17 protein-coding genes and 1 riboswitch are annotated in these 21,065 nt (G+C 41.5%); of the genes, 9 read left to right on the top strand and 8 right to left on the bottom strand.

Annotation, left to right across the window (positions count from 1 at the left end):
- Window positions 1-522: 522 nt before the first annotated feature.
- The 8 genes from cmoA to EGC82_RS10175 all read left to right on the top strand — a co-directional run bounded on the left by cmoA (window position 523) and on the right by EGC82_RS10175 (window position 9,368).
- Window positions 523-1,254: a carboxy-S-adenosyl-L-methionine synthase CmoA gene (gene cmoA, locus EGC82_RS10210; RefSeq protein ID WP_124730666.1), complete on the top strand. Its 732-nt coding sequence runs from the start codon at window positions 523-525 to the stop codon at window positions 1,252-1,254.
- Entirely contained in the window at window positions 1,251-2,243 is a 993-nt protein-coding gene (cmoB, locus tag EGC82_RS10205) for a tRNA 5-methoxyuridine(34)/uridine 5-oxyacetic acid(34) synthase CmoB (RefSeq protein WP_124730665.1), read from the top strand. The genes cmoA and cmoB overlap by 4 nt, the downstream gene beginning before the upstream one ends.
- A 25-nt stretch (window positions 2,244-2,268) precedes the next feature.
- Window positions 2,269-3,039 (top strand): ATP-dependent zinc protease family protein, encoded by a 771-nt coding sequence (locus EGC82_RS10200; protein WP_124730664.1) that lies wholly within the window; start codon window positions 2,269-2,271, stop codon window positions 3,037-3,039.
- 8 nt (window positions 3,040-3,047) lie between these two features.
- A complete protein-coding gene (locus EGC82_RS10195; RefSeq protein WP_124730663.1) occupies window positions 3,048-4,556 on the top strand; it encodes a UUP1 family membrane protein in 1,509 nt (502 codons plus the stop codon).
- Window positions 4,556-5,512: an alpha-L-glutamate ligase-like protein gene (locus EGC82_RS10190; protein ID WP_124730662.1), complete on the top strand. Its 957-nt coding sequence runs from the start codon at window positions 4,556-4,558 to the stop codon at window positions 5,510-5,512. Before EGC82_RS10195 ends, EGC82_RS10190 begins: the two co-directional genes overlap by 1 nt.
- Entirely contained in the window at window positions 5,475-7,253 is a 1,779-nt protein-coding gene (locus EGC82_RS10185) for a hypothetical protein (RefSeq protein ID WP_124730661.1), read from the top strand. Before EGC82_RS10190 ends, EGC82_RS10185 begins: the two co-directional genes overlap by 38 nt.
- Complete coding sequence (locus EGC82_RS10180; protein ID WP_124730660.1) at window positions 7,231-8,355, top strand: DUF3541 domain-containing protein; 1,125 nt, start codon at window positions 7,231-7,233, stop codon at window positions 8,353-8,355. Before EGC82_RS10185 ends, EGC82_RS10180 begins: the two co-directional genes overlap by 23 nt.
- A gap of 113 nt (window positions 8,356-8,468) precedes the next feature.
- Window positions 8,469-9,368: a LysR family transcriptional regulator gene (locus EGC82_RS10175; protein ID WP_124730659.1), complete on the top strand. Its 900-nt coding sequence runs from the start codon at window positions 8,469-8,471 to the stop codon at window positions 9,366-9,368.
- Between the two features lie 298 nt (window positions 9,369-9,666).
- On the opposite strand, the gene EGC82_RS10170 is transcribed toward EGC82_RS10175, so the two are convergent.
- From EGC82_RS10170 to thiC, 8 genes are all read right to left on the bottom strand, one after another.
- On the bottom strand, window positions 9,667-11,064 hold the full coding sequence (locus EGC82_RS10170; RefSeq protein ID WP_124730658.1) for a putative metalloprotease CJM1_0395 family protein: 1,398 nt from the start codon (window positions 11,062-11,064) through the stop codon (window positions 9,667-9,669).
- 2 nt (window positions 11,065-11,066) lie between these two features.
- A complete protein-coding gene (locus tag EGC82_RS10165; protein ID WP_124730657.1) occupies window positions 11,067-11,348 on the bottom strand; it encodes a chemotaxis protein in 282 nt (93 codons plus the stop codon).
- A gap of 87 nt (window positions 11,349-11,435) precedes the next feature.
- Window positions 11,436-12,551: a 2-iminoacetate synthase ThiH gene (gene thiH / locus EGC82_RS10160; RefSeq protein WP_124730656.1), complete on the bottom strand. Its 1,116-nt coding sequence runs from the start codon at window positions 12,549-12,551 to the stop codon at window positions 11,436-11,438.
- Window positions 12,548-13,363 carry a thiazole synthase gene (locus tag EGC82_RS10155; RefSeq protein ID WP_124730655.1) on the bottom strand — a complete coding sequence of 272 codons (816 nt, stop codon included), beginning with the start codon at window positions 13,361-13,363 and terminating at the stop codon, window positions 12,548-12,550. The genes thiH and EGC82_RS10155 overlap by 4 nt, the downstream gene beginning before the upstream one ends.
- 2 nt (window positions 13,364-13,365) lie before the next feature.
- Window positions 13,366-13,593, bottom strand: coding sequence for a sulfur carrier protein ThiS (gene thiS / locus EGC82_RS10150; protein WP_124730654.1), 228 nt, complete (start codon window positions 13,591-13,593; stop codon window positions 13,366-13,368).
- A complete protein-coding gene (locus tag EGC82_RS10145; protein ID WP_164839122.1) occupies window positions 13,580-14,416 on the bottom strand; it encodes a HesA/MoeB/ThiF family protein in 837 nt (278 codons plus the stop codon). Before EGC82_RS10145 ends, thiS begins: the two co-directional genes overlap by 14 nt.
- Window positions 14,413-16,083: a thiamine phosphate synthase gene (gene thiE, locus EGC82_RS10140; RefSeq protein ID WP_124730652.1), complete on the bottom strand. Its 1,671-nt coding sequence runs from the start codon at window positions 16,081-16,083 to the stop codon at window positions 14,413-14,415. Before thiE ends, EGC82_RS10145 begins: the two co-directional genes overlap by 4 nt.
- A gap of 5 nt (window positions 16,084-16,088) precedes the next feature.
- Window positions 16,089-18,089 (bottom strand): phosphomethylpyrimidine synthase ThiC, encoded by a 2,001-nt coding sequence (thiC, locus tag EGC82_RS10135; protein ID WP_124730651.1) that lies wholly within the window; start codon window positions 18,087-18,089, stop codon window positions 16,089-16,091.
- Window positions 18,090-18,295: 206 nt separating this feature from the next.
- A riboswitch (TPP riboswitch) is annotated at window positions 18,296-18,395 on the bottom strand.
- Window positions 18,396-18,652: 257 nt separating this feature from the next.
- Here thiC and EGC82_RS10130 point away from each other — a divergent pair.
- The gene (locus EGC82_RS10130) at window positions 18,653-20,797 is read left to right on the top strand and encodes a TonB-dependent receptor plug domain-containing protein (protein WP_124730650.1); all 2,145 of its coding nucleotides are present in this window, start codon (window positions 18,653-18,655) and stop codon (window positions 20,795-20,797) included.
- Window positions 20,798-21,065 lie beyond the last annotated feature (268 nt).

The following is a 21,065-nucleotide window of genomic DNA, read 5'->3' as shown; positions in this document are numbered from 1 at the left end:
TAAAAATCAGATTATTTCACTTATATTCATATCAAACTTGCCATTTTAGCCAACAAGACGCTATAACTTGTTTATCGCTGCGCTTATAACAAGTCTATTGCAGATCAATACCACGAAGCGAGCAAGACCAAAAAATTGATTAATGACCATTTATTACCCCAAGCTGGTTTAAGCTATTTAATGAACCGCTGCATTGTCATTTTTAATGCATTTAGCTGCATATTCCCAACGATAAATACCATTAGCGCTCGTAATAAAGAATAAAATAGCATAGCAGACACTTTTTGTTACTATTTTGTAACAAGGCTAAATAATATCATTATTTAACCTTGTTTCCTGCAAATTTTACGAAGCCACATTAATAATTTAAACGGATTGTATATAATATCAGCATTCAAAACAGGTCCTGTTTACAACATATCCAACTATTTGAAAAAAAACTCACAAAAACACAATAGGATACTTGCTGCAGTTCACTATCATTAGCTAAAATACAAACATAATTTTTTTACATAACAACTCATGAACCCTCAACAAGATACGATATACGCTAATGCAACAGGCCAAATTACTGATTTTCAATTTGATCAACGTGTCGCGGGTGTATTTAATGACATGATCCGCCGCTCGGTTCCTGGTTACGCACAAATTATCAATACCATTGGTGATTTTGCTAACCGATTTGTCACACCCAGAAGCAATATATACGATCTAGGCAGCTCGTTAGGCTCAGCAACGTTAAGTATTCGTCGCCAAATTGAAGGACGTGAGTGTCAAATTTATGCCGTAGATAACAGCCAGTCTATGATTGAGCGTTGTAATGAAAATCTGGCGGCTTATGTCAGCGACATAAAGGTTAACTTACTGTGTGCCGATATAAGAGAAATCGACATTCAAAATGCGTCGATGGTAGTGCTAAACTTTACCCTACAATTTTTGCCTATTCATGACAGAGATGCGCTAATTAAACGCATATATGACGGTATGTTACCTGGTGGGATTTTAGTCATTTCAGAAAAGTTATTTTTTGAAGATAATCAAATTCAACAGTTATTAGATGAACAGCATTTAGATTTTAAGCGTGCAAATGGGTATAGTGAGCTCGAAATAAGTCAAAAACGCAGTGCATTAGAAAACGTTATGCGTCCAGACAGCTTAAATGTGCACCAAAAACGCTTAACCGAAAACGGCTTCAGTCATTTCTCTGTCTGGTTTCAGTGTTTCAACTTTGCTTCAATGGTAGCGATTAAATGATCAATTTCAGTTCTTTTTATAAAGATATTGCTGATTCTAACTTACAACATTGGTTAGAAACATTACCAGCTATTTTAGGTAAATGGCAACGAGATCATAAGCATGGTAATTTGCCTAAATGGGAAAAAGTGCTCAATAAATTACATTATCCACAACCTGACAAAGTAGATTTTAGCAGCAGTGTAACGATTGGAACCGGAGAACAACTCAGCCCCGGTCAAGTTGAAAAACTCACCAACCTATTGGCTGTCTTTCAACCGTGGCGTAAAGGTCCATTTTGTGTTCATGGTATTCAAATTGATACCGAATGGCGCAGTGATTGGAAATGGGATCGAGTTAAAAATTACATTTCACCTTTAAAAAATCGTACTGTGTTAGATGTCGGTTGCGGCAGTGGCTACCACATGTGGCGGATGTTGGGTGATGGTGCAGCACGAGTGGTCGGGATTGACCCGTCACCATTATTCTTATGTCAGTTTGAAGCGATTAAACGGGTTGCAGGTAATCAGCACCCGGTACATTTACTGCCCTTAGGTATTGAAGAGTTACCTGCTTTGGATGCATTTGATACGGTGTTTTCTATGGGCGTACTCTATCACCGCCGCTCACCTATAGATCATCTACTACAATTACGGGACCAATTAAGAGTCGGTGGTGAACTGGTTCTTGAAACTCTGGTTATTGATGGCGATGAAAATGCGGTGCTTGTACCCGAAGATAGATATGGCAAAATGAACAACGTTTGGTTTTTACCTTCTGTTGCAGCCTTAATGCTATGGTTAAAGAAATGCGAGTTTACCGATATTCGTTGTGTTGACATTGATATCACCTCGCTAGCAGAACAACGCAGCACCCACTGGATGAAAAATGAATCTCTAGTCGACTATCTTGATCCTAATGATGTGAGCTTAACTATAGAAGGTTATCCTGCGCCCAAGAGGGCCATCATTATCGCAACAAAGAACCAACCGAATCTCGATTTAGTATAAATAATATTATTCAACAGGAATTGACATGTTAAAGCAGGTAATTGCTCTATCCGTTGCAGCGGCCCTTATGTCGGGTTGTACAAATACTCAAAAACCAATAACACCTCCGCTAACCAATGCTGATTTGAATAGCAGTTTGCAAGTGTCTCAAACCGCTATTATTGATGTGATAAATTCACAAAATAGCCAACATGCAGACACGATGACGGCGCTGTCTGACGAAATCAGAAAGTTGAAGACCCAAGTTAGTACCGCGATGAACCAAAAACCGAAAACAATTATTGTTCAACCGCCAATACAAAAAGCAGCAGAAATTCTGCAGCAATGTCCAGAAAACATTATCGGCGAAAAGTTTCTATTAGGTGAAGTCGAAAGTGTATTTGTTGATGAAGTAAAAGCTAAGTTTGCCACTCGTATCGATACGGGTGCAGAATCATCATCATTAGATGCACGTAATATCGTATTATTTGAACGTGAAGGTGAACAGTGGGTTCGCTATGACGTGCTAACTAATGGTATAGATCAACCCGTCAATACGTTTGAATCTAAAGTAGAACGCTTTGTACGTATTAAACAAGATGCTGATACGGGTGATGATCGTCGTCCCGTTATCCATGCTCATTTAAAAATAGGTAAATATGCCGCCGAAACAGATTTAAACCTTACGGATCGAAGCCACCTAGATTATCCTCTGTTACTAGGTCGCAAGTTTATGAAAGATATTGCCATTGTTGATGTAGGCCAAATCTACATTCATGGTAAAGCCAAAAACCAAATTACCACGTTAATTAAGTAGGATCCGTAATGCATTCTCGTAAACCGTTTTACATATTTGTTGCGTTGCTATTTATCATCGGGATCAGCACCAGCATATATCGTGGTATAGAACACAATGTGCCGTTTTTACCTGGTGAACAGGTACAAAGTTGGGCCGTTGATGCCAAAATCAGTTTTAATGGCACTAACCAGCCTGCTGAAGTCAATTTTTCATTACCTAACGATCCTGCGTTTGACATTTTAGTCGAAAATGCATCGTCACCAGGCTATGGTTTGACTATTTCAGCTGAAGCCAAGAATCGTCGTGCGGTGTGGTCCATTCGTGAAGCTTCAGGCTCACAAGCCCTGTATTATCGAGTGACTTTGGTACCGACTGGAAAACTCAATATTGAAACAGATGAAGTGCCTGTCGCACCTGAAGCTTACTTATGGCCTGCAACTGAAAAATCAGCTGCAGAGCAAATAACAGAAGAAGTATGGGTACGCAGTGCAACTAATTTGTCTTTTGCTCAGCAACTAATGAATTTGATTAATGATAATGATCAAAGCCAAAATATGGCTTTACTATTATCTGCTAATACTCCAACCAATTTGTTTGTGCACATGCTGCACTCAAAAGGTGTACCGGCACGTATTGTTAACGGTCTGCAACTTGAAGATCAGCGACGCCGTCAGCAGCTCACGTCATACGTTCAAGTTTATAATGATGGTGAATGGGAGCTTTTCGACGTTCCAAACAACAAGAAAGGCCGTGATAATACCCTAGTGTTATGGGAATATACTGGTAATTCAGTGCTTGATGTTATGGGCGGAACTAATTCATTAGTGAATTTTTCAATGCTGCAAGATACTCGTTCAGCGTTGGCGACATCTATCGATATGATGATGAATGACGATGCGTGGGATTTCTCTCTGTATCAATTACCGCTTGAAGAACAAAGTACATTTAAAGGCATTCTATTAATCCCTATCGGGGTATTAGTTGTGGTGTTTTTACGCGTGATTGTCGGCATCAAAACATCGGGTACATTTATGCCGGTATTGATTGCTCTGGCATTTATTCAAACTACACTCTTAACTGGCCTAATTGGATTCTTACTGATTGTTGCTTTTGGTTTAATGATCCGTTCCTATCTGTCGACACTCAACTTACTGCTCATATCCCGAATATCGGCGGTAATCATTGTGGTTATTTTTATTATCGGCTTATTTACCCTAATCTCATTCAAACTGGGCTTAAGTGAAGGCTTAACGATTACCTTCTTCCCGATGATCATTCTGGCATGGACCATTGAACGTATGTCGATTCTCTGGGAAGAGGAAGGCCCTAAGAAAGTCTTTGTATCAGGTGGTGGCAGCTTATTTGTAGCCACATTGGCATACTTAGCCATGGACAACCAATTAGTTCAACATTGGGTATTCAACTTCTTGGGTGTTCATTTAGTGATCTTAGCGTTGGTATTAGTGATGGGACAGTACACTGGTTACCGTTTAACTGAGCTAAAACGCTTTAAACCATTAGTTGGAGAGCAATAATGAAGTACGCCTGGCCCTGGGAATTAAGCCGTAGCGGTGTACTCAACATGAACAGGCGCAACATTAGCTATATTGGTCGTTATAATCAGCGTAAGTTTTATAAACGCGTTGATGACAAGCTAATTACTAAGCAACTTGCGCTTGCTAATGGTATTGCGGTTCCCGATTTAATTGGAGTTGTTCATCAACAACATAAAATCCAAGAAATACCAACTATGGTACTTGACCGAACTGGTTTTGTAATCAAGCCAGCAAAAGGGTCTGGCGGTAAAGGGATTATGGTGATCACCAGAGTGAGCAATGGCTGTTATTACAAGCCCAATGGCCATGAAGTGACTCATAGCGAAATTTATCGTCATGTATCTAACATTTTAAGTGGTTTATTCTCACTTGGTGGTAAGCCAGATGTCGCAATTGTAGAAGGGTTAATTGAATTTGACCCTGTCTTTGAAGGCTTAAGTTATGAAGGTGTCCCTGACATCCGCCTAATTGTCTTTAAAGGCTTTCCTGTAATGGGAATGTTACGTTTATCAACCGCCGCATCAGATGGCAAAGCAAACTTACATCAAGGTGCTGTCGGTGTAGGTTTAGATATCGCTACCGGAAACAGTTTGCACGCAGTGCAATTTGATTTACCTGTTGATAAACATCCTGATACCCACTTCCCACTGTCGAACATAGTTGTTCCTCATTGGGAAACCCTACTCCACACGGCATCGAGTGCCTATGAAATGTGTGAATTAGGGTATTTGGGTACTGACATGGTGTTAGATAAAAACAAAGGTCCATTGTTACTTGAATTGAATGCCCGTCCAGGTTTAACAATTCAAATTGCCAATGGTAGAGGGATTTTACCTCGACTTAAGCATGTTGAAGCGATGAAAAGCTCAACAATGTCTGTTGAGGAACGTGTGGCTTATGCTAAAAAGCATTTTTGTAGCAACCCTATTTTTTAATATTTTAGCCACAGCAAATGCTGTGGCTAATCCTTTAGCACTGTTCATCGAGCAGTGCTTACAATATCAACCTGAGTTAGAACCAGATAAGCTTGCTTCTTTTCAGTCTGTTGAACAACAAGCTGTAGAATTTGAAAAGCGCACTATTGCGTTAAATAATATCAATGACAGAATTCAATATTATCGCCCTTTCGCCAACGATAGCCTCAATAAACAAGGTTTATTATGGTGTCAGCTACACCTTGCCGATGAACTGTATGCATTAACAACTGCAGCACAAACCCAATACCTCATTGATAAACTACCGTACCTTGAATCACCTTATGATCAGTTAGGGCAGCGTTTAATCACGATAATACGAACCCAATGGCCGTTAATCGAAAAATCACAACTGCACAGTGCCCAAGCAAGTATTCATCAAGCATTGTCACGTCAACAATTTACTATGCAATTTAATCAGCAAGATTGTGTATTAACCCAAAAGGCTAATATTGAATCTGATGGCAAGACTAATATCGATATTAATATTGCTAAGTATTTAATTAAACAACCTAATGAATACTGTAGAAAACAAGCGTGGCTCGCCTACCAAATTCGCGCTAAAGCCCAACAAACCCCTGCGCTTGCATTGATCCATCAACTGCAGCAACAACGCGCAATACAACAACAATATAGCAATACAGCCCAAGCTCAGTTGTCATTGCATGGTTTAGACCCAACGCAGCTAGCACGATTTTTAGCCAGTCAAACCGTTGACCTCGACATTGCGCCATGGAACATAGCCCGTGCACTGAGCCGAGCCAGTAAATCATCTAGCATGGAAACGATGAGCTCCACTGTTTTTTTACAACAAATATTCGATAGCCTGGAGTCTATAGGTCTTAAGTTTGAGCTAATAAACATGGATAAATCGAATGCCTCCGCTGATGATATTGAGCATAATCGCCTGAGTAACACACGAATGATTCGGGTTTGGCATCAACAACGATTACTGGGTGAAATCTTTACCTATCCGCACAGTAAACAGCAATATAGTCGAAACGTAGATGGGCAATTGATAAAACAAACCGTTATTGGCCATCAATTTGGCCAATATGCGCTTAGTTTTCCACAACACTTAACCCACTCGATACAACAACAAAAATTAATTATCGCATTGAGCCAGGCAATAGTATCCTTAGCGCAAGGTGGGCAGTTTTATTTTCTCACCAACAGAGGACAAAACATCGATACTCATGCTATTGCAACACAGTGGTTAGCCCACTATATTAAGCAGCAGCTTAATTTACCTGAATTGTCTGGGCGCCATCAATTAGCCGAGCAATACCAACAACAACTCGGGGTGTTTAGAGCAAAAGTCTCACTGGCATTTTATCAGTATCAAGGTGATATAGAAGGAGAGAAACAAGATGATTGGTTAAGTCATAACCAATCATTATCAGTGGCTTTTGAGCAAAGCTTTGGTCAACAATGGCCAAGCGCAACTGATGCAATATATAGTTATCAAGCTATTGCTAATGAAGGCATTAATCATTATCTTCCTTTATGGCATAACGCGTTAACTCAACTGATTATTTCTGAGACACCGGCCAGAAAATCCGCAAAAGAAATATTCACTTTACTGGTTGTAAACGAAACATATTTAACCTTAAACGATCAACTTGAGCAGCTCATTGGCCCGCCGATTGACCCACATTCACTCATCAGGAGATTTAAACATGCTGGAACTACGCAACAGTAAAACACTCTCGTACTTACTATTGTCAGCGACGTTGTTTAGTAGTGTGGCGTTGGCAAAAGAGCCCGTCGACAAAACAGCTCACCAATTAACGGCAGAACAAGTTTATCAAGGTATCAAAGCTAATTTAGAAACCCAGCTTTATTCATTACCGCCGAGAGTCCAAGGCCATTATTCCATCCGTCAATACCGCATGACGGGTGAAACCAAATATGCCAATGGTTCATTAATTGATTTGCTCACTATTGCTGAACGTCAAGCCTACTATTCTTGTAATCTGGATAAACCAGGCTTTATTAAAAGCGAGTCACAAATAGAAGTAGATAAATTAGGTAATGGTCCTCGTGGTATAGCTCGTAAGGCAGCCGTGGCTCCTTACCCTAATTTTATGTTGTATAGCGATGTATTATTACGTTATGCCAGTCGTGTCGATGAATTTGGCTTTACTGGTCCTTGTCATGATTTAATGATAAAAACCCTAAAAAAGGTGAACTTAGCACCCGCTTTAACCGATAAGAAAATGATTGAAGCTTGGGCTGCACAATTAATTAACTATGTGTACTGGGCAAAACAAATTGGTGTTGGCGACTATTACCAAGCTTATAAAAAAGCCTTTATTGAAACATATCCAAACAGTAAAGATGATCTGCTCAAAAAAAGCCAATACAAAAATAAAATTTATGGCATGACTCACTTTATTTTTTCAGCGAGCGAGTATTATCAACACCCTGTTGAACCTAAAGAATATCAATGGATTTTAGATTATTTCGAGAACAACATTGACCGTATTTTAACCGATACCACCGAAGATATTATTACTGAAGTGGGTATTAGTTTCTTAATTACGGGTAACGGTGATAACCCAGTTGTTGATAAAGTTAAACAGCACGTGATTGCGGCTTATGACCCTAAAATAATGATGATCCCATCACCTCATGGTAAAGCTGATTTATCCAGCGGTGAACACAGAAACGTGTTAGCAATGATGTTATTAGATTGGCCTGAAACATTACATAAAGGTCCATATTTAAATAATATTCCTAGCACCAAGAAGAACTTGCCAAAATTAGTCAAGCCAAAAGCTTCTATGGTTAATGCTCAATAACACTCAGTGTTAGTCGTGTTCAGCCTAAGGCAAATGCGCTGCATTTGCCTTTTTTATTACAAAAAATGCTATGATTTTCCTTCATTATTAATCAACAAAACAGAGAGCACTTAATGAGCCGAGCTAAATCAACCTTAGAACAATGGCGAATTGTCCAAGCCGTCGTTGATTTTGGCGGTTATGCTCAAGCAGCAGAAAAACTCAATAAAAGCCAGTCATCACTTAATCATGCTGTGGCTAAGTTGCAACATCAATTAGGAATAAACTTACTTGAAGTAAAAGGTCGAAAAGCCTATTTAACAGAACAAGGAGAAGTGCTTTTGCGGCGCTCTCGCCACTTAACACAATCGGTTGAAGAGCTTGAGCAATTAGCCTGTAATCTAGGTCAAGGTTGGGAGCCTAATCTAACTATTGCCAGAGAGATTGTTTATCCGATGGACGACCTTGTTGAGTCATTAACAGCATTTTTACCTGAAAGTCGCGGCACTCGTGTGACCATAATTGATTCAGTTATATCAGGCACTCACGAATTAATAAAAAATAATCAAGTTGATATTGCTATCTGCGCTACCCCTCCAAAAGGCCATATCTCTGAGCCATTAGGTGAATTAAATTTTGAATTAGTCTGCCATCCTGCTCATCCTCTAGCACAACTTTCGTTAATCGAAGATGACAAGCAATTAGCCCAACACTTACAAATTGTGATTAAAGATACTGGCGTTAATGCTACCAACGATATTGGGTGGTTAAAAGCAGAACAACGTTGGACTGTGTCTAACTTTCATGAAGCAAAAATCATTTTGGCCCGAAATATTGGCTTTTGTTGGATACCCAGCTTTTTAGTCGAACAAGAAATTGCCAACAAACAACTCATTCGCTTACATTTACGTGGTAGTTACCAACGTAAAATAATGCTCAATTTAGTGATACCGAATCGCGATCAGCAAGGTCCTGCCTGTAAATTATTAGAAAGCTTAATTTTAAAACATCATAATTTACCATTTAATGGTTAATTATCAGTAGTTGTGGTTTTATTAATATGTGGTGAGTTTCATTGAACGTTGATCAATCGATTTATCTGCGTTTACGTTTTAATAACACATGACTTTTCCGATGTAGAATATCTTTATTAGTTGATACAACAGAGAGCATTTTGATAACGGCTTATACCCAATGTACAGATAACGACGCTCAAAATATGAAATAATGTTTTAATCACTTAGTATTGCATATTTTATAAATTTGATATGAATTTGGTATAAGGTTAACGACTACCAATCAACATTTGAAAAAATGATATAACAATGAGGATTATACGTATATTTCAATAGCCTGATGTTGCTGCTGATAACGTTCGGGTGAAGACAAAGGCGTTTCTATTTGACGGGTTGAGTTACCCTCGGCCACTGTTGTATTTTTTGAATCCGTAATATTCGAAATAGTGTCACTTAGGATATTAGCATTTGAAACCGTATTAGCGCCCCGCTCTGCCGATAATAAATTCATATTTGCTTCATCTCCACTAAACCCCTCCACAGTTAAAGTACGGCTATTTGGTGTGATGATATTGTTAGAGTCCATTGTTGAAGTAAATTGTTGATCATTATCCATAGAGTTAACAATATTATCAGCTAGTGACGTATGTTGACTTTTCTGCGTAGAACTCACATTTTGTTGACGATGTTGAATCAACTCTTTATTTGCTTCATTCATGTTCTGTAATGCTTGCGCAGCCACTCGAATATCGGCCATAGAAGGTTGCACTGGCGCCATTGCTGCGGCATACACCTTCTGCATTTTAGTTAATGTCGCTTGAGCGTCACCAGAAACAGTCGACACATCAATACTGACTTCACCTTCTACGGCATAGCGTCGTCCGTCTGGGCCTTTTTCATACTGATAACTAGGGCTCTGGGCTAAACTTCCACCCACTGCGGCATGAGCTTGCTCATGGGTTTTAACTTCAGTATCTCGCTGCGCGAGTTGATCAATCTGTTTTGTTTCAGCTTGTGCAATTTGCTGTTGTTTTTTTGCAACTTGCTGCTCAACCTGCTCTGCTGCCTTATCATCTTGACCGTTTGACAATTGCGGATCTGCCGTTGCTTTCTGTCCATCTGAAACCGGCGCAGTATCATCTGTCGCTGCAGCAGGGCTAGCTGATGGCTGATTAAAAATATTGGCCACCGGCTGCTGTTCTCTGCTTATATCACCATTGCTGGTAATAGTTGATGCATGAGTACTGGTAGATGTTTCAGCGAGTGCGCCTGTAGCCAGTAATGGAGTTTGAGAACGATTAACGACCCCAGCAACATTGAGTGGACCGCTCTTCAAACTGTAACTGCTAGGATCCGAGCCCACAAAGGCTTGAGGCTGACGATTCGACTCCGAAGGGCTAAATGCAAAGCTCTGCTGAGTATTGGTGCTGGCTAAATTAGATGTTAAATCTAATGGTGCTGTATATGCGGAGGTTGACGGAGCAGTCGTTTGAAATGAACTTGAGCTAGATTTGAGATAACGGTTATCAGTCGCACCAGACGATTGAAAGTCGATAGATTGGGTCGCAGCCACATCAGTGCTAGCTTTAGTACTAGATTGAGCACTAGATCGAGTGTTAGCTTGAACAGCTGTCGCAAATAATGAACTGCGGGATTTTATTTGCGCAGCATTGGATATTGACCCCGTATTGGCTGAAACTATTGCCGCGCTCATGCTTACACTTCAATATCAATCAAGCTACCAACAGTCTCAGAAGCCACTTCAATCACTTTAGCAGATGCTTGAGCTTGGTTGGATGATTCAGTAGCAGACACTAAAGCAGAAGTGGTGTCAGTTTGTCCAACAGCACGAGCACTTAATGTCACTGTATCTGATGTGTTAGGCACTGCTGGTTTTTGTTGCTCTGGAGTGGCAACCGATGTTGTTGCTTGCGCTAAACCTTGTTGAGCACTCTGCAATCCCTGCATACCTGACGCATAGGCTGATTGAACTTGCATAATACTGCTCCTGATCATAAAAAAGTCGATTTAGTATGACCTAAATCGACTAATATGTACAGTTTTCAAACAAATCAGCCCTTGATTTTAACCGTTAATCCAACCCATCTCCCAATCTTTCCACACTGGATTAATTCCTCGTCGCTTCATTTGTTCAACAACTTGCTCTACTGGACGGTTATCACTGATTTCAAATTGATCAAGTTGGCTGTCTGGTGCCATATAACCGCCTGGTTGAGTTGAACTGCCTGCACTCATATGAGTAATTCCTAAAGGAAGTAAATTATCCCTTAGCGACGGCAGCTCACGAGTGGATAAACTGATTTCAAGTTGGGGGTTAAACAACCTAAACGCACAGATCATTTGTACTAATCCAGCATCGGTTAATTCAACTTTGGGTGTAATACCGCCAGTGCACGGGCGTAAACGAGGTAATGAGATACTGTATCGGTTGCGCCAGTAGGTATTTTCCAAGTAATCGAGATGAAAGCCCATCAGTAATGCATCTAAACGCCAATCATCTAACCCAAGTAATACTCCGAGGCCAATTTTATCGATACCCGCTTTTGCCACGCGGTCAGGGGTATCTAAGCGATAGATAAAGTCTTGTTTTTTACCGCGAGTATGATGCTGAACATAAGTATGAGCACGATAGGTTTCTTGGTATACCATAACGGCATCAACACCTAATTTGCCAAGACGCTGATACTGATCAGTCTCCAATGGTTGAACTTCCATTGCCACGTAATTAAAAGCCCTGCTAACTAACGGTAGCACCGACTCAAAATACTCCATTCCAACTTTAGTTTCGTGTTCGCCAGACACCAATAATATCGAATCAAAACCACGTTGTTTAATGATAGCCATTTCCGCTGCTAGTTCATCACGAGTAAGAGTTTTACGCTTGACCTTATTGCTCATACTAAAACCACAATAATCGCACTCATTGGCACACAGGTTTGATAAATATAAGGGTAAGAAAAGACCAATATTGGCACCAAATCTCTGCCGAGTCAGCTGAGCTGCTTGTTGGGCCATCGGTTCAATGTATGGCATTGCGGCAGGAGATAATAATGCCAACAAGCTATCAAGATTACCGCTCGGATTTTTCAAAGCTATCTCTACATCTTTGGCGGTTGTTGAATACAACTTCATCGATAACGCATCGGGGGCTAATTGCGCAAATACCCTTGAATAGCTCATTTTGAATCACTCACACTAGAAGCTGACTGGTTTCGATCCGTTATTAACGGATCGTTAAGAAACCCTGTAAGTGGACTGGTCGCGTGAGCATGGTTGTTCACTGCCCCTAAACCAGCAAGATAAGCTTGTCTTCCTGTGGCAACCGCATCAGCAAAACATTTAGCCATTTGTTGGGGATTGGCACTACTTGCAATCGCGGTATTTACCAATACTGCTGCTGCGCCCATTTCCATAGCTCTACAAGCTTGTGAAGGTGCGCCAATGCCGGCATCTACTATTACCGGAATATTGGCCTGTTCAATAATAATGCTTAAGAATGTTTCCGTCGCTAACCCTTGATTACTGCCTATTGGACTGCCGAGTGGCATCACCGCAGCGCAACCGACTTCTTCTAAGCGCCTGCACAAGACTGGATCAGCATGCACATAAGGCATGACAATATAGCCTTGTTCGCATAAGTGTTGAGCCGCTATTAATGTTTCAATAGGATCGGGCATGAGGTATTTAGGATCGGGATGAATTTCTAGTTTAACCCATTTAGTCCCGAGCATTTCATAAGCGAGTTCAGCGGCAAAAATAGCTTCTTTGGCATTACGCGCACCGGCGGTATTAGGTAATAATTTAACCCCCATACTTTGCAAAGGACCGAGTAAATTGTCATGACCGCGGGTTAAATCAATCCGCTTCATCGCTAAAGTAACTAACTGCGATCCAGAGAGTTCTATCGCTTGCAGCATCGTATTGTGATCTGAAAATTTTCCCGTTCCGGTGAGTAACCGAGACGAAAATTGATGATCGGCTATCGTTAACATTATTAACCTCCAGCAACGGCAGAAAAGACGGTTATATTGTCATCGGCTTGACACACTGCATGCATCCAACGACTTCGAGGCACAACGCTATCATTGACGACGATAGCTACTGACTGAGTGGGTAAATCGCATAAAATCAATAATTCGGCTAAATTTAAATTAGCCCGAACGATTTGTTCGACCCCATTAAGTTGCAATGTTATCTGAGAGTGACTATCAATTTGTGGCATTAGGCTGCTCCGAAGGCTGAGTTAATGCCTGTTGATGACACACTTCACAGTCTGGATCTCGAGTCATTTTGGCATACTGCCAGTGTAAATTTTTAGCATTAAAACGATGTAAAATACCGTATTGGGTAAAGGTATTGCAGATGTGCTGCAGGCCCACCAGCGCTTGCATACTCCCAATAATACCCACCGCTGGCCCAAGTACTCCTACTTGGGTACAATTTTGCGCCATGTCCATATCAAGTGGATATAAACAACAATAGCAACCGCAGTTTGAATCTAATTGAGATTGAGATTTAAAATCTGAGCATGAATCTGAAAAATCAATACAAAAAAGTTGTCCTTGATAACCACTGATCGCACCACTAACCAGTGTCAATTGGTACTTAACACACATTTGGTTAATAAGCTGCCGTGCACTGGCATTGTCAGTGCAATCAAATACTAGAGGTTGTGTTACTTGGCACTGGGCAAACTGATTAAAGTGTTGGGTGGTCACTTTTTCGGCGAGTACATCGATGTTGATTTGAGGATAAGCATCGCTCAATGCACTTTTGGCAATATCAACTTTGGCTTGGCCAATATCTGCAGCCGTAAACAATAGCTGTCTTGGCAGGTTCGATAATTCAACCACGTCATGATCAATTAACAATATTTGCTGAACACCCGCAGCAGCTAAATAATGCGCCACTACATTTCCTAAGCCTCCTACACCGATGATCACTACAGGGCTATTCATAATGGCAAGCTGCCCTGCTTCTCCAATATCACTCAGTAACATGGTGCGTGAATACTGAATGTAATCATGACCAGATAGAGAATTCATACGCCCTCCTGAGGTGAACAGGCTTTTGCCAAAGGCCGCGTAAGCTGCAACCATTTATGATGCAAGGCTCGATACGCTTTCGCAGGATCGTCAGCCATAGCTACCGCTCTAACAACAGCAGCATCACCAACGCCGGTGTCCGCAATCAACTCCAAATTATTGAGATTTATCCCGCCAATTGCAACAGTAGGATAATGGCGCGCAAATAAACTAACATAACGTTTAAGTTTACTGAGTCCTTGAGGGGCGGAAGACATTTGCTTGGTCGTTGTAGCAAAAATATGCCCAAGAGCAATATATGAAGGCGAACATTGGTGGGCTAACAAGGCTTCAAAATAACTGTGACTCGATAACCCTAACGCCATTCCTGTTGCCGCTATCGCGGTTAAATCTGCAATGACCAAATCCTCTTGGCCTAAATGAACCCCAAAAGCACCGTGTTTAATCGCCAGTTGCCAATGGTCATTAATAAATAACTGTGCATGATATTCGCGGCCTAGTTTGATGGCCTCAATAATATTCGCTTCGAGTGTTAATCGTTGCCGTTCATCGGTATTAGTCGCTAGCTTGGCACGATATTGGACCGTCTTGCAGCCCGCTTTTAAGACATTTTTTAATATTCGAAGATCATCTAAAACAGGATAAATCCCCAAGGATTGATGCAGCACTTTAAAACCATTCAGTGCAGTTTGCTTAAACCGATTTTGAGCGTGAGAGTCTGAAGATACTAGCTTGATTGATGGCATCATGCCTAAATCAGCAGGCCAACCAGTACGGGCTAATACACCAGGTCCTTGGCCGAGGCTTACACCTAAAGTGAGTCCCTTATTGACGTAGGCTTTTGCCAGCACAATAGCATCATGGATCACGAACTCATGGGCAATAAAACACGCTATTGCAGATGATAATGTGCATCCACTGCCATGATTATTGGTGGTTGCTATTCGCGGGCTACTTAACATAAACACCGCATTACTGTGTGCAAGGCTGGCGCCTTTAACGCTTTTACTCACATATACATCTATCGCCTGCTGTTGCTGCCACTGAGCATCACCGCCTTTAGCGAGCACATGGCATTTAAATGTATCGGATAACAATTTGGCATCGTGGATCATTTGCTGTTGCTGTTGCTGAGAACCATTGTTGCCGACATCAGCACAATCTTGCGCCAATGCAGACTGAGAACATAAGCGCTTCAATTCGTGCTGATTAGGCGTTAGTAAATCAATTAAACCAATGAGAGGGCTAAAATCGAGATCGATAGAATTAAAATTAGCCCCACTACTGGCGACCATGACGGGGTCAAGTACCACAAAAGGTACCACTTTCTGAGTGGCACGCATCTGAGCCAAACAGTCAGCCAATATGTCGACCTGTGCTTGGGATGCAAGCAGGCCAATTTTAATCGCCACTGGCGGCAAATCCACGAGTAAACTACTGAACTGAGCCAACAACATGGATTCAGAAACGGTTTCAACAAGGCTCACACTGACTGAGTTTTGTGCGGTTAATGTGGTTATCACGCTACACCCGTGACACGACAAGTCTTGCATAGTTAATAAATCAGCTTGAATCCCCGCACCACCACCACTGTCTGAACCGGCTATAGTCCAGACAATGGGTGGGGTTTGCGTTATTGATTCACTGACAAATGTCGATGAATTCATGGCGATTATTCAACCTCTACCGCTAAGTCGGTATCAACTTGTGCTGCTGGTTTGACGTCATGATAAAGCGCCGAGCCCGACGCTTTGAACTCTGCCGACTTTTGCGCCATCGCTTCGGACGGATTTATGGCTTGAGTCGTATGTAGAGCTTGATAAGCACTAGCAGAAGATACTTCAATCTTAAGTGCTTCAGCTTGTTCAAGATTCGCTGCATATTCACGCACTTCGTGGGTTATTTTCATTGAACAGAATTTAGGTCCACACATTGAACAAAAATGAGCCACTTTGGCTGATTCTTGTGGTAACGATTCATCGTGGTAAGCACGAGCGGTATCAGGATCAAGACCCAGGTTGTATTGATCTTCCCAACGGAATTCAAAGCGGGCTTTTGATAATGCATTATCACGTACTTGTGCACCTGGATGACCTTTAGCGACATCAGCAGCATGGGCAGCAATCTTGTAAGCAATTAAGCCTTGTTTTACATCTTCTTTGTTAGGTAAACCTAAGTGTTCTTTAGGGGTGACGTAACACAACATCGCCACGCCGTACCAAGCCATCATGGCTGCACCAATGCCTGAGGTGAAGTGATCATATCCAGGCGCAATATCGGTTGTTTGTGGGCCTAAGGTATAAAATGGCGCTTCATCACAAAGGGCCAATTGCTTTTCCATATTGACTTTAATCAATTGCATTGGCACATGGCCAGGGCCTTCTATGATGGTCTGCACATCGTATTCCCATGCAATTTTGACCAATTCACCTAAGGTTTCTAATTCCGCGAATTGCGCTTCATCATTGGCATCAGCAATTGAACCTGGGCGCATACCATCCCCTAAAGACAACGACACATCGTATTGGGCGCAAATTTGGCAAATATCGCGAAAATGTTCATATAAGAAACTTTCTTGATGATGACTTAAACACCACTTAGCCATAATTGAACCGCCACGCGACACAATACCGGTAAGGCGTTTTGCGGTCATGGGTACATAACGCAATAACACCCCTGCATGAATCGTAAAATAGTCTACGCCCTGCTCGGCTTGTTCAATCAATGTATCTCTAAATACCGCCCAACTGAGGTCTTCGGCAACGCCATTAACCTTTTCTAATGCTTGATAAATAGGCACGGTACCAATCGGCACAGGCGAATTACGGATAAGCCATTCACGCGTTTCATGGATATAACGTCCAGTGGACAAATCCATGACCGTATCGGCGCCCCAACGAGTTGACCATACGAGTTTTTCGACTTCTTCTTCAATCGAAGATGTCACCGCCGAATTACCAATATTGGCATTCACCTTCACCAAAAAATTACGCCCAATAATCATAGGTTCAGTTTCAGGATGGTTAATATTCAACGGAATAATCGCTCGACCTCGGGCGACTTCATCGCGGACAAACTCAGGAGTGATAAGTTGCCCAATATGCGCACCAAAAGCCTCACCAGGCGCTTTTTGAGTCAACACGGTGTCGGTTACTTCAGCACGAGCCATGTTTTCACGAATGGCAATGTATTCCATTTCAGGGGTAATAATACCTTGGCGTGCATAATACATTTGGGTCACGCATTTGCCCTTCTTGGCACGTTTAGGCGCGACTAAGGCGTCAAATCGTAAATGATCGAGTCCATCGTCGGCCAGCCGTTGTTGGGTAAAACCCGAACTTGCACCCGTTAATTGCTCAGTATCTTGTCGCTCATCAATCCATGCTTGACGGATTTTAGGTAAGCCTTCACGCACATTGATATCAGCAAGGGGATCAGAATAAGCACCCGCGCAGTCATAAACTATGATCGGCGGATTGGCTTGTTTAATGGGTTCTGCGTCGGTACCACCAATAACGGTATCAGTTTGATTAACTTGGCGCATAGCAACGTTGATATCTGCACGACTACCCGCTAAATAGACTTTTTCAGAATTAGGATGTTGTAACGGTTTAAGGGTATCAATAAATTGTTGAGCGTTAGCTCGAGTTTGACGACGGTTTGGATTTGACATTAGCAACCTCAATATTAAGAGTAGAGTTGCTTGTCTGGAGAGGTGTTGATAGCAGCAGTAAACAATAAAAAAGCTATTGCTTACGTCAATAATCACATAGAAAAATACTAATGTAATAACGTAACTGGAATATAAACCGATAAAAAATTCGGAGGTAAACGTCCAATTACAATCGTGTTAATACGTTATTTATCTTCCCAATAATCATGATTATTACGCTTGTTTCCTTCGCAGGTTCTAGCCTGATCAGGTTCAACGGATCCCGAATAAACGGTCTCAGCCATAATGGCACTCCGACAAGATGTCACGCAGTATAAGCAAGCTTATCGCTAAATAACAAGCACTAAAATAATCATTTCATACAAAAGTCATCAATCCACATGTCAGAAACTGATGCAGTGTTATTGATATCTCCATGATTCATTCATCACCACAGACAGCTATTCATCAAGGTGCGACACTATGTCGCATTCATCATATTTATTAGCAGGTTATAATTTAACAGACTAATAAACACCTTTGAAATATATTCATCAAAGGTTGATAAAATAACAATAAAGGTGATGACATTGACAAATAAAGTAATGCAAACCATTAAATTAAATACTAATTCCCCATGGGTTTACTCATCAATTGCATTGGCTGTAATGTTTGCTATTACACAACCAGTGATGGCTGAACAGTATGATAAGCGAAATAGTGAAGGCATTGAGCGGGTTGAAGTACATGGACAAGCGGCCAATAGCGATTTACTCGGTTCAGCCCAAAGCTTACTTAAAAAGCAAGGCGTAGATTTTTCTGAAGCGGGTGGCGTATCTGCATTACCGATTTTAAATGGCATGATGGGTGATCGCATTAAAGTTCTCATTGATGGCAGCGACATTACCTCATCATGTGCAAACCAGATGAACCCGCCACTTTCTTATGTGTCAGCCAATCAAATTAGTTCGACCCAAGTGGTTGCTGGAGTCTCTCCGGTGAGCGCCGGTGGCGATAACATTGCTGGCGTCATTAACGTCACTAGCTTAACCCCTGTATTTACCGATAGCGACAATGTGACATGGCAAAATGGCAACATATCTAGCGGTTATCGAAGCACTAATGACGCAGTTCTCGCAGGTGTAAATGCCACTGTTGCAAGTAAAACATTTAGCTTTAGTTACCAAGGATCATTTGAAGATGCAAACAGCTATACCGACGGCCACGGCGATAAAGTAATAGACACTTTATACCAATCACAAAATCATGCATTAATTGCTGCTTGGCAAGATGACAACCAACAAATTGCTGTCAAATTGACCCATCAACATATCCCCTTTCAAGGTTTCGCTAACCAGTATATGGACATGACGAATAATGACAGTTATGGCGCATTAGTGCGCTATCAACGAACACTTGAAAACGAAGGCAAGTTCACAGCCCAAGTAAACTGGCACAATGTAGAGCATCAAATGGGTTTCTTTAGCGATGAAAAAAACGGCATGATGCCAATGGAAACTAAGAGTAAAGATTACAGTTACCAACTGCATTGGCTGCTACCAATGAGCTCAGACAGCATCTTATTAATTGGCCATGAGTATTATGTGTATCAACTTGATGATACATGGCCAGCGATTGAAGGCTCTACCATGATGGGCCCCAATGACTACGTCAATATCAATGATGGCGAACGCCAACGTGCAGCTCTTTATGGCGAGTGGCAACAAACACTTAATACACGTTGGTGGCTGTCTGCAGGTGTTCGTTATGAATACGTATCAACCAGCACAGGTGAGGTTCAGCCTTATAACACCATGAGTATGATGGGCATGACCAATGTTAATGCCATAGCAGCAAATCAATTTAATAGCCTATATCGAAAGCGCAATGTCAATAACATCGATGCGACTCTTCTTGCTCGCTATCAACTCAGTGATACTGAAGTGATAGAACTTGGTTTAGCCCGAAAGAACCGCGCCCCAAATTTATATGAGCGATACAGTTGGGGCCAAAGCACCATGGCCACAACGATGATTGGCTGGTATGGCGATGCAAACGGCTACATAGGCAACCCAGACCTTAGTGCAGAAACTGCGCATACATTGAGTTTGGCTTACAAGCTAGTACAAGATGATTTAGCATTTAGTGCAACAGCTTGGTACAGCAGCATTAACGATTTTATTGATGCCAATGTGCTCAGCAGCTTTAATCGCACAAGTATCGATACTAATAGTCGTCATATTTTACAGTTTACCAATGTCGACGCCACCCTGTTTGGTGCACGCATTGATGCTGAATATCAACTAGCAGACAACGACACGGGTAAATGGCTCATTAACGCTAACATCAACGCAACCCGCGGCGAAAGAGATGACAACGACCAAGCGCTGTATCAAATAAAACCTTTGCAAACAGAGCTAACGTTGCAACAACAGCTAGGTGATTGGCAAAATAGTCTCAGTTGGTTGTGGGTTGCAAGTAAAGATCGCGTGGATGAACAGCGTTTAGAAAACACAACTGACAGTTACACACTGCTTAATTTAAGCAGCAGTATCCAATGGCAAGATGCCACAATGACTATAGCAGTGAAAAATCTACTGGATGAGTATTATCAACTGCCTCTTGGTGGTGTAAGTATTGCTGATTATAAAGCTGACAGCAGCAACGGTTTTCAACAAATAGCCGCTGCGGGTCGCTCCCTTGAGCTGAATGTTAGTTACGCTTTTTAGTGCTAACCAATCAATGCTCGACAACAACAAGTACAGCTAATGTAAACAACATCGTTGTTGGTTTTACATGAATAAAAGCCTCTACATTGCCGTAGAGGCTTTTATTACATTGGCAAAATTGATGTGATATTGAAAAGAATGAACTCGCGTTCGCCCACGTGATATGGTGGTTTTAGTGAGCCATCAAATAAGGCCATACAAAAGGTTAATGGCAAACAATGTGAACATTATTAGTAATAAGAAATTATCACCTAGATAGATTTGTAAA

Source organism: Shewanella livingstonensis, assembly GCF_003855395.1.
Lineage (GTDB): Bacteria > Pseudomonadota > Gammaproteobacteria > Enterobacterales > Shewanellaceae > Shewanella > Shewanella livingstonensis.
The sequence above is the reverse complement of the archived record's forward strand: the minus strand, read 5'-3'. Positions and strand labels throughout refer to the sequence as shown.